The sequence below is a fragment of the Kumtagia ephedrae genome (genome assembly GCF_003012745.1).
Taxonomy (GTDB): domain Bacteria; phylum Pseudomonadota; class Alphaproteobacteria; order Rhizobiales; family Rhizobiaceae; genus Kumtagia; species Kumtagia ephedrae.
Map to the genome: position 1 here is coordinate 65376 of NZ_PXYK01000020.1, position 13360 is coordinate 78735.

Here is a 13360-nt window from a genome sequence, read left to right on the forward strand (position 1 = left end):
CCTCACCCGAACCGCCTGATAAAATCGGCCAGCCTGCGGCCGCATTCGCCCGGCGCCTCCACCGTGGCCCAGTGGCCGCAGCGGTCGAGCGAGGAGAATACGGCCCCCTTGATCTTGTCGGCAAGCGCCTGCGCCACGCCCGGCGGGTTCACCGTGTCGGCATCGCCGGTGACGAGCAGCGCCGGCGCCTTGATGCGCCCGGCGTCCACCGCCTGCGCCCTGGCCAGCGCCTCGCAGCTCAGCGCATAGGATTCCGCGTCCTGTCGCGTGATCGATTCCCGCACGAAGGCCGCCGCCGCCGCAGAATGCTCGCGCGTATGCGCCGAGACGGCGTTGGCGACGATCTGGTCGGCGATGTCCGACATCCCGCCCGAGCGCGCCAGCCTCGCCCGCGCCTGCAGGCCGTTGCGCGTCGCCTCCGTCGGCTCCGCCAGCGCGCCGAACAGCGTGAGCGAGGCCACCTTCTCCGGCCTCTCCGCTGCGATCTGCTGCGCCACGATCGTGCCCATCGAATGGCCGACGACATGCGCCTTCCCGACGCCGGTCGCCTCCATCACCTTCAGCACCGCCTGCGCCATGCCTTCGATCGTCAGCGGCTCGACCGGCCGCGGCGAGCGCCCCGATCCCGGCAGGTCGACCCGCACCACCCGGCAGCCGGAAAGCGCCCGCATCTGCGGCTCGAACATGTTGGACGTGCCGCCGAGCCCGTGGATCATCACCACCGGAAAGCCTTCGCCAAAAACCTCGGCGACGGCCGGACCGACCGAAACCGTCGTCATTGCGCCCGCTCCGTCACGAAATTCTCCAAGACGCCGATGCCGTCGATCTCGACCCGCACCGTGTCGCCGGCCTTGAGATATTTCGGCGGCGAGAAGCCGATGCCGACGCCGGCCGGCGTGCCGGTGGCAATGATGTCGCCGGGCTTCAGCGTGATGCCCTGCGACAGCGTCGCGATGATGGTCGGGATGTCGAAGATGAGCAGCGGCAGCCGCGAATCCTGCCTCAATTCACCGTTGACGAAGCAGCGTATGCCGGTCCGTTCCAGGTCGATCTCGTCCCGGGTCACCGCCCACGGCCCCATCGGGCAGAACGTGTCCTGCGACTTGCCGATCAGCCACTGGCTGTATTTTCCCTGCAGGTCGCGCGCCGTCACGTCGTTGACGATGGTGTAGCCCCACACATGGTCGAACGCGTTTTCCCGCGAAATCCCCCGCCCCTCCTTGCCGATGATGACGGCGAGCTCCGCCTCGTAGTCGATCGCCGCCGACACCGCCGGGTCGATCACCACATTCGCCTGCGTCGCGATCACGCTCTCCGGCACCTTGGAAAAGATGATCGGATTTTTCGGCACCGCGCCGGCCGCCGCACTCGAATCGAAGCCGCTCCTGGCGAATTCGTGCGCGTGCTCGTGATAATTCTTGCCGACGCAGAAGATGTTGCGCCGCGGCTTGGGGATCGGCGCCTCCAGCGTCACCTGGGCGAGCGGCAGCGGCGACAGCGTGCGCGGCAGCCCGGCGCCGTTGAGATCGATCAGCGCCAGCACGCCGGCTTCGGCCCGCTCCACCGGCAGGTCGAACGGCGCGACGCTGGCGCCGCCGGCATCGACGAGGCCGACCCGGCGCTCGCCGGCGATCGAAAACGTGGCCACCCTCACCCGATGCTCCTCCCTATCTATTTGCGCCTTTAATGAACCAATCAAAGGCTATTTTGATCAGGCTAGCGTCGATTGGTTCCTTTCGCAAGCCCGCCGCTTACCAATCCGGCTGATTTTCTTGTAAATCACCACCAAAAATGCGGAATTCCAGTGGACCGGCACGCCGGAGCCGGCTAGATTGGTCCATTATCGGTTCAGATAGAGACTCCGATGCCAAAACTCGTTGCCGGCGACATCGCGCTCGCGCTGAAGAAGCGGATCTCCGACGGCGAGTGGGAGAACGGCCGCATGCCGCCGGAGCGCGATCTCGCCGACGAGTTCAAGGTCGCGCGCAACACGGTCCGGCGCGCCGTCGGCCTGCTTGAGGAGGACGGCACGGTGGTGCGCCAGGTCGGCCGCGGCACCTTCCTCGCCGCCCCCGATCCCAATTCGCTGGCCGCGGTGGTGGCGCGCATGGAGGGCACCAGCCCGGCCGACATGATGGAGGTGCGCCACCTGCTGGAGCCCGCCGCCGCCGCCTTCGCCGCCACCAACGCCACCATTGGCGAGCTGAACGCCGTGCGCGACGCCTACCGCACCGCCTGCGAGGCCACCGACATGCCCGGCTTCGAGCATTGGGACGCGGAATTCCACCACCGCATCTTCGCCTGCTCGCGCAACGAGTTCTTGAAAGAGTTGCACAATCTCATGCGCATATTGCGCAACCAGTCGCCCTGGTTCGAGATGAAGAAACGCTCCTTCTCGGAAGAGCGCCGCCTCGCCTATTGCGACGAGCACGAAAAGATCGTCGACGCGCTGCTGCGCCGCGACCCCGAAGCGGCGCGGGCCGCCATGACGGCGCATCTCGGCACGGTGGCGCGGAATCTGCTGGGGCGGTGAATTCTTCCTCGAACCCGGCACAGCTCGGCGGAACGCATCTCGTCTCGACCTGCGCCGCCGGCGGCCGGCCTCCCCGCCGTTTGACGACAGGGCAGGACGGCGATCAGATAAGCTTGTTGTCCGCCGCCGTTTGCCGGGCGCGACGGCGCGTGCCGTCGGTATCGGCCTTGCGGTTTCGCTCCACAGCGGCGTCCTGGATCTGCTCAGAGCCCTGGTCTTCGGGTTCCTTGGACAAGGGCGGCGCTTCGACCGTCTTTTTATAAGAGATCATTGGATGTGGCTCCTTGGGAAATGTCCGCGGCTCAATCCGCTCGCAACGGCATTCCGGGGCTCAGGTCGCGAGCGCCACGGCACAGCCTTCGGCGCCGCGCCTGTCGGGCGATGTCTGTCCCGGCATCGTTGCCCAGCCGCCGGCTTCGACGAACTGCCGTCTCTTATAGGTATCGGTGATGGCGTTGAGTTCGACGAGGCGCGCCGCCGAATCCGGAGCGGCCTTGAAGCGCTCGGCACACACGACCGACGCCAGGTCCCCGCGGGCGACATCCCCGGCCGCAGTGGCCGCCATGCGCGACGTGCCGCCGGTAACCCAGCCGCCCCAGGTGAATCCGACGATCATCGTGGCAACCGCGGTGGCGGCGCAAGCCCATACGAGGGCCGATTTCGACGGCTTGTAGTCTTCCCAACGCTGGGCGAGCGATGTCTTGCTGCTGCTCTGCATGGCCATGGAACTGCTCCGTTGTGGTGATATCCCGGCCCTGCCCGCTTTGGCTGTTGCCGGCAGGCATTCGGGCGTCTGGATCGAGGACAGGTTACGCCCACGCCTTGCGCGCGCGTCGAATGACGATGCGGTCGTGGAGTCGCCGGAATTCCGATGAGGATTCTTTCCGCAGCCGGCGCATAGGGCGACCGCTTCCCTCCATAGCGCCTTTTGCGCTTGAATGATAGGATTACTGAAATTTTCTTGAAAAACCCAAAATCCTAAAAAAATAATTCGAGAAGGCCAGAGAAAAACTACATCCACACGAGAGGATGACACGCCTCTTTTCGCACAAAATTCTTGGATTTTTATTTTTTCATTACGTCTGGGCGCCGCTCTATACGGGATTTTTCCTTGTTTTAATCGACGCTTTCGCCTATGTATGGAGTTCGTTGATTTGGCCGCCTTGGCTCTCGCGGTGTCAGAGACCTCAGACCCGCCACTGACTACCGAATTCTCGAAAGCGAATTGCAGCGCCGATCCTGGCGCCGCATGCCGCTCCGTTCGAACCTTGGAACGCGCGCCGACCACGGATGTACTGGCGGCATGGTTCCGGTTCGGATTGGAGCGATGCAGGATGCGCCCTCCGCGCGGTCCTGCGGAGGACTGCCGACCATGAACGCTCGTACCACGCAGACGGTCGTCCACTTCCCGTCGGCCTTCTCGCTACCGGGTTTCGATACGCCGCAACCGCCCGGAGACTATCTCGTCGACCATGACGAGGAAGTCGTCGACGGCAACTCGCGGATCGCATGGCGGCGCGTAGCCGCCTTCATCCACCTGCCGGCGATCGCGAGCCGGGCTTCGACGCGGCATCTGGTGCCGCTCGACCCGGCCTTCCTCGATGCCGCACTGGCACAGGATCGGACAGGATCATGACCGCCACGACCCGGCGTACAGGGCGACCGATCCGGCATGAGGCCGCGTCCCATCGTTTCGCGGTCGGGCAAACCGTCCGGCTGAGGAACGACTTTGGGAGCTTTCCGAAGGATTCGGAAATCTATCGCATCACCGCGACGCTCCCGCCGAGCGGAAACGCACCGCAATACCGCATTCATAGCGACGGCGAGCGTCACGAACGGGTGACGACGGAAGACAGCCTGCAGCCGGCGGACACGTCGTCGGAGGGCGCAGGCCTCATCGAAAGGACGTTCGGCGATGGCTAAGGAACAAAAGCGCGGCAACCGCGAGATCCGCAAACCGAAGCAGGAAAAGGCGCCGCCGAAAGCGGAAAACACGGTCGGCAACCAGATCAAGCTCGCCGCGAACGCCAACGGGATCCGCGGCAAGACAAAGGGCTGAGCCGCCACAACGCGGAGGGCGGGCGCGCCGATGAAGATCGTGATCGAGTTCTACCGCACCCGCTGGCAGGACGACGCTCGCGCGATCCTCGGGCGCGAAATGGACGAGGCGGCCGATGTCGAGGGCGCGATCAGGATCGCGCGCTCTCTGTCGCGCACGCTCAGCATGCCCCAGCGGCCAGATGCCGTGTCGATCGCCGATATCGACGGCAACGAGATCTATTCAGGCAGGCTCGACGCCGCCAGTTTTTAAAGAAAGGCCACCATCATGCACGTTCATGACAATGGAACCGACAACGGACGGCACGCGCTGGCAATCGACATCTGGGAAAATGAAGGCGGAACCTCCGGCCGCGATTCCATGGATCATCATTATGGTCGCCGGGTCGAAGCGGACGGCACCTGGAGCATCTATCACGTCTTCACGGGCGTCCCGGCCGACATCGGCGGCGGTTCGATGACCGGCCTCAGCCGGTCCGCCGCCACCACGGGCATGACGTCTCTCAACCTTCGCAACGAGCACCGCCGCAGGCAGCGGGTCGAAGGGTATGCCCGGATGTCCGGCGAGATCGGAGCGGCGCGGTCATGACCCTGGGCTTTCCCAATCCGAGCCGCAGCTTCGACGAGACGAGGAACGCGGTTCGCTTCATCGGCCATGACGGCATGTTCGAAGTGCCGTTCTTCATTGAGGCCGGCGCGCTCGCGGGACCGCTTCGAGCGCCGGGCAGGACCGGGCCGGGCGAAGCCGATTGTCTCGCCGCCTTCGACGCGGCCCGCAGTTCGATCCATGAGGTCGCCCGCAAGGCTTATACCCAGGGCCGCCGTCCCTCCTACACCCTGACCGCCGCCGATTTCCGCTGACATACGCCGCGCATGCGGCGTTCCAATCCTATTCCACCCCCATCACCAGCCCCTCGATGTCGTGCTTCTGCGTCACCGGCACGAGTTCCTCGACCACCCGGCAGACGAGATGCTCGCGCACCCTTGCCGGCAGGACGTCGTAATAATCCTGCGTCACCATCAGGTCGTGCAGCTTGTCGTGGCCCGCACCCGGCGCGTCGACGCCGAGCACCATCACCGGCCGGGCGATCGGCGAGGGATGCGCCGTGCCGCGGTGGATGGTCAGCGCCGAACGGCAGGAGATGTCGCCCATTTTCGGGTATTTCTTCACGCCTTTTGCCGAAAACTGCCCCCAAATTTCCTCGGGCGGGAACATTTCGTGCTTCCAGTCGCGGCCGTCGACATACTGCGTGCCCGGCGCCACCTCGAACGGCCCCATGTCCTCGGTGACGTCGACGCCGGTCAGGTTGAAGGCGAGCGAGGTGATGCGGCGGTCGCGATAGGTGTCTTGAGGCGACGGGAAGTCGCGGTGCCAGGGTTGGTTCTTGGCGCCCTGGAACGGCGTGTCGAAGCCGATCTCGACGATTTTGTAGTCCGGCCCGAGTGCCGCCTCGCACATCGCCACCACCCAGGGATGGGTGGTCAGCTCGACGAAGCCGGAAAACTCCTGCGGGTGGATTTCCACATACCAGCGGCGCGGCCCACGCCCGACCGCACCGCCCGGGCGCTGGATCGCCTTCCAAAACGCCGTCATCATGTCCTCGCGCATCGCCTCGGCGAAGTCGCGGCTGAAGGCGCCTTTCCTGCCGACGATGCCGTCCGCCGTCAGCGTCGCGATGTCGGCCGAAACGTCGATGGCGGCCGCGGCCGTGTGAACGGTCATGGTTTTCCTCCCAGGTTCGTCCCGCCGCTGGTCATACGGCGCTGATGAGCGCTCATATTATGAGCAAGAGTTCGGGTTGGCAACGCCGCCCGGGCTGGAAGCCATACCGCCGGTCGCGGGTTCTGATCGAAACCCCCTCTCCGGCCTTTCGGGCCACCTCTCCCCCACTATGTGGGGGCGAGGAACCGCTGCCGCGATGCCGGCGCCTCTCCAGCCTGGGTTCCTCGCCCCCACATAGTGGGGGAGAGGTGGCCCGAAGGGCCGGAGAAGGGGGGCCTCGTCACAGGCAAATGCGGGGTCGGAACCGTCGGGATATAAGAAGCCGGCTCAGCCTCAGCGTCGCAAAAGCGCCGACACCGCCACCAGAACCCAGCCGGCGATCAGCAGCGTGCCGCCGGCCGGTGCGGCGTAGGCGAACAGCCGCTCGCCGAGAAAGTCGCGGGCAGCCAGGTCGCCGCAGAACAGCACCAGGGCGACGGCCAGCACGTAGCCACCCAGGCGCGCCGTCCTGAAAGCCAGCAGCGACAGCCCGATCAGCGCCGGGGCATGCACCAGCAGGAAGGTCGCGGCGGTCTGCAGGTTCGCTCCGCCCCGATGTGCCGCGGCGGCCGACAGGGCGACGCCCAGCGCGCCCGCCAGGCCGGCGAGCAGGATCAGTATGCGGTCGGCAGTGTCGGTCATCTGCAAAGGCTCCGGGCACACCGCGGCTGCTGTCCGGCAGGGATCGGGACGATGGACGCTTGCCCTGCTGGGCGCCGACCCCTGCCCTATGCCCCGCCTACCCGCCGCGGGACCGTTGCGCCAGTCGGCCGATCGCCGCACCGGGCGGCCCCGCACGGAAACCTCGCAAGAACCCGTGCGTTTGACTGGAAGCGACGTTACGGTTGGAATGGCGGAAAAATGCAGGCAACACGGAGAATGATCATGGCAACGCGGACCCGGCGGCCCGGCGACCCTCTCGCCGCGGCGGAGGCAGTCTTCAAGCGAAAACCGGCACCGGCCGTGCAGGCGCAAGCGCCCGTCCGCAGCGCCGCCCGCGAAACGGTGACGCTGCGGCTCGAGCGCGACGTGCTCGACCATTTCCAGGCGGACGGGCCGGGCTGGCAGGAGCGCATCAATGCTGCACTGCGGGAGGCGGCCGGCCTCGGCGGTGCCGGCGACACCGGCAAGCGCCCCGAGGAGCTCGACGCCTCCAACGACGATTAGCGTTGCTGGGCGGACGCTTCGGCCAGCAGCCATCCGGCGCCGGCTTCGCGCTTTTGGCAAGCAAAATGCCCCGGGAAGAGCCGGTTTCAGCGGTTGTGAGCAAATTCCGCGCCTCGCAGGCCGGTTTCCGGAGGCAGACCGTTGATTTTGCTGGACGATTGCGCGCCGCGACTCCGGCACGCAGGAAATTCATCCCCTTTTTCAGCGATGCCGACAAGAAAAAAGCCCGTCGGTGGGAACCGACGGGCTCGAGAAAACCGGCATTCTGGGGGAGGAGGAGGGGAACGAATGCCGGTCCTTGTCGCCGCGGCTGGGAGGAGAAAACCGCAGCGAAAACCGATGTTTACTGGCGGCCCTTGGCGGCCACCACGGTGATGTCGGCGCGGCTGATGCCGAGGTCGGCGAGCTCGCGATTGGAAAGGCGGCTCAGCTCGTTGACGGTGTCGCGATAACGGCGCCAGTTGCGGTAGTTGCGGATGATGTTCATGGTTGGTCTCTCTTTTTTCTTGCGTGCCGATGTTCTCGTTGCGACGCTGAGATAAGAGACCGCCCTTCGAATTTGAATGGATGCCTTTGCATGGTTGCAATGCACAAATGCAAGGCTGTATGCCAGCGTTTAAGGCAGATTGTGCCACGTTTGGAGGCGGTTCACGCCTTGTGCGGCGCAATATCGCGATGCGCCGCGACGCCGTCGCAGAAGGCCTCGACGATGAAGGTGATCTGCGCCGCGACTTCCGAGGGCGGCACGCCGAGGAAGCGCCGCTGCTGCCCGAGGCTGACGATGCCGTGCACGGCCGCGAACAGGGCGCGCGCCACCAGCGCCAGGCGCTCCTCCGTCTCGGCCGGCAGGAGCAGCCGGAGCGGCCTGACGACGTGGCCGATCAGCCGGGCGTTCTCCGCCTCCCGGCGCGCCGCGAAGTCGGGGCCGGCACGCGCGCCGAGCTCGAAGATGGCCGACCACAGCAGCGGGTTGTCGATGACGAAGGCGAGATAGGTGCGGCCGAGCTGGACGAGCTGGCGCTTGGGATCGCCGCCGGCCTCCGCCGCAAGCGCCCCGGTGACCGCTGCTTCTAGCCGCTCGGCGGTGCGCGAGTTGACGGCCGCCGCCAGCGCATCCATGTCGGCGAAGATGTTGTAGATGGCGCCCACCGCGCAGCCCGCCTCCGCCGCCATGTCGCGAGCCGTCAGCGAGCGATAGCCGGTTTGCGCGATCCTGCGCTCGGCCGCCTCGATCAGCGCCTGGCGCAGCCTTTCGCGTCGCTGCTGGGTCTTCCCGGTCAATTGCTCTTCCTTCATCCGGCCATGAACAGCGTTCAAATAATCCTTGAACGCTGTTCATAATTGTGGCAGAGATAACGTGAACGGGGTTCAAGTCAAGGGATCATCGGGCAATGGCGACGCTCTACACGCTGAAGCCGGCTTTCCAGGCGAGGCTGCGGCCGCTGGTGAGGCGGCTGGCCGGGGCCGGCGTGACGGCCAATCAGGTGACCGTCGCGGCCGCGCTGCTGTCGTTCGCCGCCGCCGCGATGGTCGTGGCGTTCCCGCAGGGGCGCGAAATCTTCCTGCTCATCCCGTTGGCCCTGTTTCTGCGCATGGCGCTGAACGCCGTCGACGGCATGCTGGCGCGCGAGCACGGCCAGGCTTCGACCTTCGGCATGTACCTCAACGAGTTATGCGACGTCGCATCGGATATCGCCCTGATCCTGTGCTTCGCCGCCGTCCCGGCCTTCCCCGCCTGGGGCGTCGTCGCCTTCGCCGTCGCGGCGGTGGCCGTCGAATTCGCCGGCGTGCTCGGCATCCCCGCCGGGATCGGCCGCAACTATGCCGGGCCGTTCGGCAAGAGCGACCGCGCTTTCGCGCTCGGGCTGCTCGCCGTGTTGCTCGCCGCCGACCTGCGGATTGCCGCGATAGCGCCCTACGTGTTCCCGATCCTGGCGCTGCTGTCGCTCGCCACCATTGTCAACCGCGTCCGCGCCGGCCTGCGGCCGACTGCGTGACAACCCCTCCACACGGCAGAAGACCATGAACGGGTTGCGAAGCTTCCTCTCCCGCCAGTTGCACCGGACGAGTTCCATCGGCCTGTCGGCGCTGGCGCGGGCGATCACCGGGGTCAGGCCGATCTGGATCGGCAGCGCGTCGTCGGAACGCCAGCGCATCTATTTCGCCAACCATGCCAGCCACGGCGACTTCATCCTGCTGTCCGCCTGCCTGCCTGAACAGGAGCGCCAGCGCACCCGCGCGGTGGCCGCGGCCGACTACTGGGGCAAGTCGCGTCTGCGCCGCTTCATCGCCGAGGACATGCTGTCGTCCGTGCTCATCCGTCGCGACTGGAAGGAGCCGGCGGACAATCCGGTCAACGCCATGCTCGGCGTGCTCGACCAGGGCTATTCGCTGATCCTCTTTCCCGAGGGCACGCGCAACATGACGGAGGACGAACCGCTGCTGCGCTTCCGCTCCGGCCTCTACAATCTGGCCATGGCGCGGCCGCGGGTCGAACTGGTGCCGTGCTGGATCGAGAACATGTCGCGCGTGCTGCCGAAAGGCCAGTTCCTGCCCGTGCCGCTGCTCTGCCGCGTCGTCTTCGGGCCGCCGATCGCGATCGGCGACGGCGAGGATCGTTTGGATTTCCTCAACCGCGCGCACGCCGCGCTGCTTGCGCTGAGACCGCACCGGCGGGGGGACAGGAGATGATGCGCGAGACCACCCTGCTCTTTCTCGGCCTGGGCGGCGTGCTCGTGGCCGCGAGCCTCGTCTCGGCGCTGCTCGCCTGGCGCTCGGGCGACCCGGTCGGCCCCGTGCTCGTCAATCTCAACCAGCGTATCCAGGCCTGGTGGGTTATGGTGGCGCTGATCGGCGTCGCCTTCATCTTCGGCATGACCGGCATGACCGTGCTGTTCGCGCTGATCTCGTTTGCGGCGCTGCGCGAGTTCGTGACGCTGACGCACACCCGCCGCGGCGACCACTGGGTGCTGCTCGCCATGTTCCTGGCGATTATACCGTTCCAGTACTGGCTGGTATGGACCGCCTGGTACGGCCTCTTCACCATCTTCATCCCGGTCTACTGCTTCCTGCTGATGCCCGCGGTGACCGCGCTGCAGGGGGATACCGAGCGTTTCCTCGAACGGGTGGCCGCCCAGCAATGGGCAGTGATGCTGGTGGTCTACTGCGTCAGCCACGTGCCGGCGCTGCTGACGCTGGAGATCCCGGGCTTCGAGGGACGCCATCTCCTGCTCGTGGCCTTCCTGATCATCACCGTGCAGGGCAGCGACGTGCTGCAATATGTCTTCGGAAAGCTGCTCGGCCGCCGCAGCGTGGCCCCGGCGGTGTCGCCGTCGAAGACCTGGGAAGGCCTGGTCGGGGGAGTGGCGTCCGCATGCCTGCTCGGCGCCGGACTGTCCTTCCTCACGCCGTTCACGGCGCTGCAGGCGGCGGTCGTCGCCTTCGCCGTCTGCCTGATGGGCTTTCTCGGCGGGCTGGTCGCCTCGGCGATCAAGCGCGACCAGGGCGTGAAGGACTGGGGCCACATGATCGAAGGCCACGGCGGCATGCTCGACCGCGCCGACAGCCTGGTCTTCGCCGCGCCGGTGTTCTTTCACATCGTGCGGTATTTTTGGACTGTTTAGGGCAGTAGGGCAGTAGGGCAGTAGGGCAGTAGGGCAGTAGGGCAGTAGGGCAGTAGAAGGGAACGCGAGTTCACGCAGACGTCAACCTTTATCCCGGCGGGATAACCGGTATTTATCGATGCGCGCTTAACCCGCTGTTCCCGAGAGGGAGACTCCTACTGCCCTACTGCCCTACTGCCCTACTGCCCTACTGCCCTACTGCCCTACTGCCCTACTGCCCTACTGCGTGATCACGATGCTGGTGTTGGTCGGCCCGAACGTCTCGACCAGGCCGTAGAAATCGGCGGCGTCGCTGGGGTGCAGCCTTATGCAGCCGTGCGAGGCGGGGCGGCCGAGCCGTTTTATGGCGTCGGTCGCATGCACGGCATAACCGCCGTGAAAAAACACCGAGTGCGGCATCGGCGCGTTGTCGTATTTGCGCGAGTACCACATCCGGTGCATGCGCGTTGGCCTGAACGAACCCGTCGGGGTCACGTAGCCCTTCCCCGCCGTGGACACCTTCCAGGCGAAGGTGGGCCGGCCGTCGATCGACACGTGCATCGTCTGCGTTGACAGCGACACCTGCGCGACGAGCTTTCCGCTCGACGCTTCGGCCGCGCCGGCATCGAGAAGCAGCGCCATGGCCGCCATCGTTCCGGCGGCGGCGATGTTGATGAGTTTCGCCGAAAGAATCCTGCTCATGTCCGGGTCCCTCCCCTCGTCTTTCCGGGCGGGCTTATCGCAACGTCATGTTTCGATTCTATTTCGCTTGTTTGTCGCTACGTTTCGATTTTGTATCCGATTTCGCCCGAATTTGCCCGAAATGAATAAATAGTCTGGACAAGTTCGGTCACATGTGGTCATAGAAGGCTGCACTTCGGTTTCCAAGCCACTATCCGGTCGCCCGGCAAGGTGCCGCATTCCAGGGCCAAGAGGCTTGGTAACGCGAATGCAACAATGCCTCATCGTTGCGGCATCGTCCCGATACATCCGGACATGATTGTGCTCAGTAACGAAAGTGGACTGAAGAACGCATGCGGGGGAGCACTTACCTGTGGCTGAAGCGGGTCGTCATCGCGACGGCAGCCCTGGCTGTGATCGGCCTTCTGGCCGATGCGGGCCGGGCAGCGCGGACGGAAGACGGCGGCGCAAGCCGGTTGCCGGCCGAGCCGGCAACCCAGGTCGGGGAAATTCCCGCCGCTTGAGAAAAGACGGCCGGTGGAGGTTCGGCGTTGAACCTTCCGCGGCACCGCGCGTTAAGGCGGCGTCGACGATCCGACACACCTGCGCCGACACGGTTTCAAATGCACTCGGCTCATCGGATCGTCGCGGAGCGATGCGCCGGTTTTGGGAAATTGGACATGAACTCCAAACTCGCCTCGGGCGTCCTGACCGCCCTGATCTATGTTCAGGTCGTGCTGTGTTTCGCGGGCGCGGCCACCGTCCTGCTGCGGGATCGCGTCAGCGCGCAGAATGTCGCCGCCGAGACGGTCGTGCCGGCGGACGCCGTCCGCCTGTAGAAGCGCACGCCGATCATTCCGGCCAGTCGGCCGGCGGATCGAACCGGTATCCGGTTCCGCGGATCGTGACGATCGTGTCGGTGTCGAGCTTGCGGCGTAGCCGCACGATGCGCGAATCGATCGACCGGTCGAACGCCTCGGTGCTCTCGGCCGGCGCCGCCGCGATAATGTCGTCGCGGCTCAGCACCTTGCGCGGATTGGCGAGGAACAGCTTGAGCAGCGCCACCTGTCCGGGCGACAGCTGCTCCTCCTCCCCGGAGCGATGCATGACCAGGGCCGAACGCACGTCGACGGTGGCGTTCTCCAGCGAGACCAGTTCCGGTCCCGGCCTGCCGCGGCGGACGAGCAGCCCGGCGATGCGAGCCGCCAGCTCGCGCATGTCGGCCGGCGCATCGATGACGTCCGCCGCGCCGAGTTCGAGCGCGAGCACCGTCTCGACCAGTTCGGTCCTGGTGCGCAACAGCACGACGCAGGGATCGGACTCGCCCTGCAGCCGGCGCAGCAGGCTTAAAACCGCCGCCGACGGCAGTTCGTCGCCGAGCACGAGCACGTCGATCCGCGGTGATGCCAGCAGCGGCCGAAGTTCCCATTCCTCGTCGGCGCGACGCACGTCATAGCCGCGCCGATCGAGATAATCGCCGAACTGTTCGGCAAATGCTTCCGGGAGACAAGCAAGTGCAACCGTTGGTCTTCGCGTCATCTTTATCCCGATATTCTG

Annotated in this window: 23 protein-coding genes; 13 read left to right on the forward strand and 10 right to left on the reverse strand. The window is 65.9% G+C overall.

The window, feature by feature from the left end:
• Positions 1–2: 2 nt before the first annotated feature.
• On the reverse strand, positions 3–779 hold the full coding sequence (locus C7I84_RS19770) for an alpha/beta fold hydrolase (protein WP_106773940.1): 777 nt from the start codon (positions 777–779) through the stop codon (positions 3–5).
• Positions 776–1648, reverse strand: coding sequence for a fumarylacetoacetate hydrolase family protein (locus tag C7I84_RS19775; protein ID WP_245428510.1), 873 nt, complete (start codon positions 1646–1648; stop codon positions 776–778). The genes C7I84_RS19770 and C7I84_RS19775 overlap by 4 nt, the downstream gene beginning before the upstream one ends.
• 216 nt (positions 1649–1864) lie before the next feature.
• On the opposite strand from C7I84_RS19775, the gene C7I84_RS19780 reads away from it, so the two are divergent.
• Complete coding sequence (locus C7I84_RS19780; RefSeq protein WP_106773942.1) at positions 1865–2533, forward strand: FadR/GntR family transcriptional regulator; 669 nt, start codon at positions 1865–1867, stop codon at positions 2531–2533.
• Between the two features lie 103 nt (positions 2534–2636).
• On the opposite strand, the gene C7I84_RS30115 is transcribed toward C7I84_RS19780, so the two are convergent.
• Positions 2637–2804: a hypothetical protein gene (locus C7I84_RS30115; protein WP_165816142.1), complete on the reverse strand. Its 168-nt coding sequence runs from the start codon at positions 2802–2804 to the stop codon at positions 2637–2639.
• Between the two features lie 60 nt (positions 2805–2864).
• Complete coding sequence (locus C7I84_RS19785; protein WP_106773943.1) at positions 2865–3257, reverse strand: hypothetical protein; 393 nt, start codon at positions 3255–3257, stop codon at positions 2865–2867.
• A 648-nt stretch (positions 3258–3905) separates the two neighbouring features.
• Between C7I84_RS19785 and C7I84_RS19790 the strand changes: the two genes are divergently transcribed.
• From C7I84_RS19790 to C7I84_RS19810, 6 genes are read left to right on the forward strand one after another with little or no spacing between them, the layout of a single operon-like run.
• A complete protein-coding gene (locus C7I84_RS19790; protein ID WP_106773944.1) occupies positions 3906–4169 on the forward strand; it encodes a hypothetical protein in 264 nt (87 codons plus the stop codon).
• Positions 4166–4456 carry a hypothetical protein gene (locus C7I84_RS19795; RefSeq protein WP_106773945.1) on the forward strand — a complete coding sequence of 97 codons (291 nt, stop codon included), beginning with the start codon at positions 4166–4168 and terminating at the stop codon, positions 4454–4456. Before C7I84_RS19790 ends, C7I84_RS19795 begins: the two co-directional genes overlap by 4 nt.
• Positions 4449–4592, forward strand: a complete 144-nt coding sequence (locus tag C7I84_RS30120) for a hypothetical protein (protein ID WP_165816143.1) — start codon at positions 4449–4451, stop codon at positions 4590–4592. The genes C7I84_RS19795 and C7I84_RS30120 overlap by 8 nt, the downstream gene beginning before the upstream one ends.
• Positions 4593–4622: 30 nt before the next feature.
• Positions 4623–4844 carry a hypothetical protein gene (locus C7I84_RS19800; protein ID WP_106773946.1) on the forward strand — a complete coding sequence of 74 codons (222 nt, stop codon included), beginning with the start codon at positions 4623–4625 and terminating at the stop codon, positions 4842–4844.
• Between the two features lie 15 nt (positions 4845–4859).
• On the forward strand, positions 4860–5180 hold the full coding sequence (locus tag C7I84_RS19805) for a hypothetical protein (protein WP_106773947.1): 321 nt from the start codon (positions 4860–4862) through the stop codon (positions 5178–5180).
• On the forward strand, positions 5177–5452 hold the full coding sequence (locus C7I84_RS19810) for a DUF1488 family protein (RefSeq protein WP_106773948.1): 276 nt from the start codon (positions 5177–5179) through the stop codon (positions 5450–5452). The genes C7I84_RS19805 and C7I84_RS19810 overlap by 4 nt, the downstream gene beginning before the upstream one ends.
• A gap of 28 nt (positions 5453–5480) precedes the next feature.
• Here C7I84_RS19810 and C7I84_RS19815 read toward each other — a convergent pair whose 3' ends face one another.
• Both C7I84_RS19815 and C7I84_RS19820 read right to left on the reverse strand, forming a co-directional pair.
• Entirely contained in the window at positions 5481–6314 is an 834-nt protein-coding gene (locus C7I84_RS19815) for a phytanoyl-CoA dioxygenase family protein (protein ID WP_106773949.1), read from the reverse strand.
• Positions 6315–6647: 333 nt separating this feature from the next.
• Positions 6648–6995, reverse strand: coding sequence for a DUF423 domain-containing protein (locus tag C7I84_RS19820; protein ID WP_106773950.1), 348 nt, complete (start codon positions 6993–6995; stop codon positions 6648–6650).
• Between the two features lie 243 nt (positions 6996–7238).
• On the opposite strand from C7I84_RS19820, the gene C7I84_RS19825 reads away from it, so the two are divergent.
• Positions 7239–7520 carry a BrnA antitoxin family protein gene (locus C7I84_RS19825; RefSeq protein ID WP_207771040.1) on the forward strand — a complete coding sequence of 94 codons (282 nt, stop codon included), beginning with the start codon at positions 7239–7241 and terminating at the stop codon, positions 7518–7520.
• A gap of 343 nt (positions 7521–7863) precedes the next feature.
• Here C7I84_RS19825 and C7I84_RS19830 read toward each other — a convergent pair whose 3' ends face one another.
• Positions 7864–8007 (reverse strand): DUF1127 domain-containing protein, encoded by a 144-nt coding sequence (locus C7I84_RS19830; RefSeq protein WP_106773951.1) that lies wholly within the window; start codon positions 8005–8007, stop codon positions 7864–7866.
• A gap of 161 nt (positions 8008–8168) precedes the next feature.
• On the reverse strand, positions 8169–8801 hold the full coding sequence (locus C7I84_RS19835) for a TetR/AcrR family transcriptional regulator (RefSeq protein WP_165816144.1): 633 nt from the start codon (positions 8799–8801) through the stop codon (positions 8169–8171).
• A gap of 110 nt (positions 8802–8911) precedes the next feature.
• Here C7I84_RS19835 and C7I84_RS19840 point away from each other — a divergent pair, with 110 nt between their 5' ends.
• Genes C7I84_RS19840 through C7I84_RS19850 form a run of 3 tightly spaced genes read left to right on the forward strand, consistent with a single transcriptional unit; the run spans position 8912 to position 11143 of the window.
• Positions 8912–9517: a CDP-alcohol phosphatidyltransferase family protein gene (locus tag C7I84_RS19840; protein WP_106773953.1), complete on the forward strand. Its 606-nt coding sequence runs from the start codon at positions 8912–8914 to the stop codon at positions 9515–9517.
• A gap of 25 nt (positions 9518–9542) precedes the next feature.
• A complete protein-coding gene (locus C7I84_RS19845; protein WP_106773954.1) occupies positions 9543–10211 on the forward strand; it encodes a lysophospholipid acyltransferase family protein in 669 nt (222 codons plus the stop codon).
• The gene (locus C7I84_RS19850; RefSeq protein WP_207771041.1) at positions 10211–11143 is read left to right on the forward strand and encodes a phosphatidate cytidylyltransferase; all 933 of its coding nucleotides are present in this window, start codon (positions 10211–10213) and stop codon (positions 11141–11143) included. Before C7I84_RS19845 ends, C7I84_RS19850 begins: the two co-directional genes overlap by 1 nt.
• A 219-nt stretch (positions 11144–11362) precedes the next feature.
• On the opposite strand, the gene C7I84_RS19855 is transcribed toward C7I84_RS19850, so the two are convergent.
• On the reverse strand, positions 11363–11824 hold the full coding sequence (locus C7I84_RS19855; RefSeq protein WP_106773956.1) for a L,D-transpeptidase: 462 nt from the start codon (positions 11822–11824) through the stop codon (positions 11363–11365).
• Positions 11825–12156: 332 nt separating this feature from the next.
• Here C7I84_RS19855 and C7I84_RS30385 point away from each other — a divergent pair, with 332 nt between their 5' ends.
• Together C7I84_RS30385 and C7I84_RS30125 are read left to right on the forward strand one after the other, a co-directional pair.
• Positions 12157–12327, forward strand: coding sequence for a hypothetical protein (locus C7I84_RS30385; RefSeq protein ID WP_207771042.1), 171 nt, complete (start codon positions 12157–12159; stop codon positions 12325–12327).
• Positions 12328–12483: 156 nt separating this feature from the next.
• Positions 12484–12642, forward strand: a complete 159-nt coding sequence (locus C7I84_RS30125; RefSeq protein WP_165816145.1) for a hypothetical protein — start codon at positions 12484–12486, stop codon at positions 12640–12642.
• 13 nt (positions 12643–12655) lie between these two features.
• On the opposite strand, the gene C7I84_RS19860 is transcribed toward C7I84_RS30125, so the two are convergent.
• A complete protein-coding gene (locus C7I84_RS19860; RefSeq protein WP_106773957.1) occupies positions 12656–13342 on the reverse strand; it encodes a winged helix-turn-helix domain-containing protein in 687 nt (228 codons plus the stop codon).
• Between the last annotated feature and the right edge of the window lie 18 nt (positions 13343–13360).

Bases quoted from the DNA above. Each gene is read 5' to 3' on its own strand.
- C7I84_RS19855 (WP_106773956.1), bottom strand. From the start codon at position 11,824: ATGAGCAGGATTCTTTCGGCGAAACTCATCAACATCGCCGCCGCCGGA.
- C7I84_RS19780 (WP_106773942.1), top strand. From the start codon at position 1,865: ATGCCAAAACTCGTTGCCGGCGACATCGCGCTCGCGCTGAAGAAGCGG.
- C7I84_RS19770 (WP_106773940.1), bottom strand. From the start codon at position 779: ATGACGACGGTTTCGGTCGGTCCGGCCGTCGCCGAGGTTTTTGGCGAA.
- C7I84_RS19805 (WP_106773947.1), top strand. From the start codon at position 4,860: ATGCACGTTCATGACAATGGAACCGACAACGGACGGCACGCGCTGGCA.
- C7I84_RS19845 (WP_106773954.1), top strand. From the start codon at position 9,543: ATGAACGGGTTGCGAAGCTTCCTCTCCCGCCAGTTGCACCGGACGAGT.
- C7I84_RS19840 (WP_106773953.1), top strand. From the start codon at position 8,912: ATGGCGACGCTCTACACGCTGAAGCCGGCTTTCCAGGCGAGGCTGCGG.
- C7I84_RS19815 (WP_106773949.1), bottom strand. From the start codon at position 6,314: ATGACCGTTCACACGGCCGCGGCCGCCATCGACGTTTCGGCCGACATC.
- C7I84_RS30385 (WP_207771042.1), top strand. From the start codon at position 12,157: ATGCGGGGGAGCACTTACCTGTGGCTGAAGCGGGTCGTCATCGCGACG.
- C7I84_RS30115 (WP_165816142.1), bottom strand. From the start codon at position 2,804: ATGATCTCTTATAAAAAGACGGTCGAAGCGCCGCCCTTGTCCAAGGAA.
- C7I84_RS19860 (WP_106773957.1), bottom strand. From the start codon at position 13,342: ATGACGCGAAGACCAACGGTTGCACTTGCTTGTCTCCCGGAAGCATTT.
- C7I84_RS30125 (WP_165816145.1), top strand. From the start codon at position 12,484: ATGAACTCCAAACTCGCCTCGGGCGTCCTGACCGCCCTGATCTATGTT.
- C7I84_RS19825 (WP_207771040.1), top strand. From the start codon at position 7,239: ATGGCAACGCGGACCCGGCGGCCCGGCGACCCTCTCGCCGCGGCGGAG.
- C7I84_RS19785 (WP_106773943.1), bottom strand. From the start codon at position 3,257: ATGGCCATGCAGAGCAGCAGCAAGACATCGCTCGCCCAGCGTTGGGAA.
- C7I84_RS19850 (WP_207771041.1), top strand. From the start codon at position 10,211: ATGCGCGAGACCACCCTGCTCTTTCTCGGCCTGGGCGGCGTGCTCGTG.
- C7I84_RS19830 (WP_106773951.1), bottom strand. From the start codon at position 8,007: ATGAACATCATCCGCAACTACCGCAACTGGCGCCGTTATCGCGACACC.
- C7I84_RS19810 (WP_106773948.1), top strand. From the start codon at position 5,177: ATGACCCTGGGCTTTCCCAATCCGAGCCGCAGCTTCGACGAGACGAGG.
- C7I84_RS30120 (WP_165816143.1), top strand. From the start codon at position 4,449: ATGGCTAAGGAACAAAAGCGCGGCAACCGCGAGATCCGCAAACCGAAG.
- C7I84_RS19790 (WP_106773944.1), top strand. From the start codon at position 3,906: ATGAACGCTCGTACCACGCAGACGGTCGTCCACTTCCCGTCGGCCTTC.
- C7I84_RS19820 (WP_106773950.1), bottom strand. From the start codon at position 6,995: ATGACCGACACTGCCGACCGCATACTGATCCTGCTCGCCGGCCTGGCG.
- C7I84_RS19800 (WP_106773946.1), top strand. From the start codon at position 4,623: ATGAAGATCGTGATCGAGTTCTACCGCACCCGCTGGCAGGACGACGCT.
- C7I84_RS19795 (WP_106773945.1), top strand. From the start codon at position 4,166: ATGACCGCCACGACCCGGCGTACAGGGCGACCGATCCGGCATGAGGCC.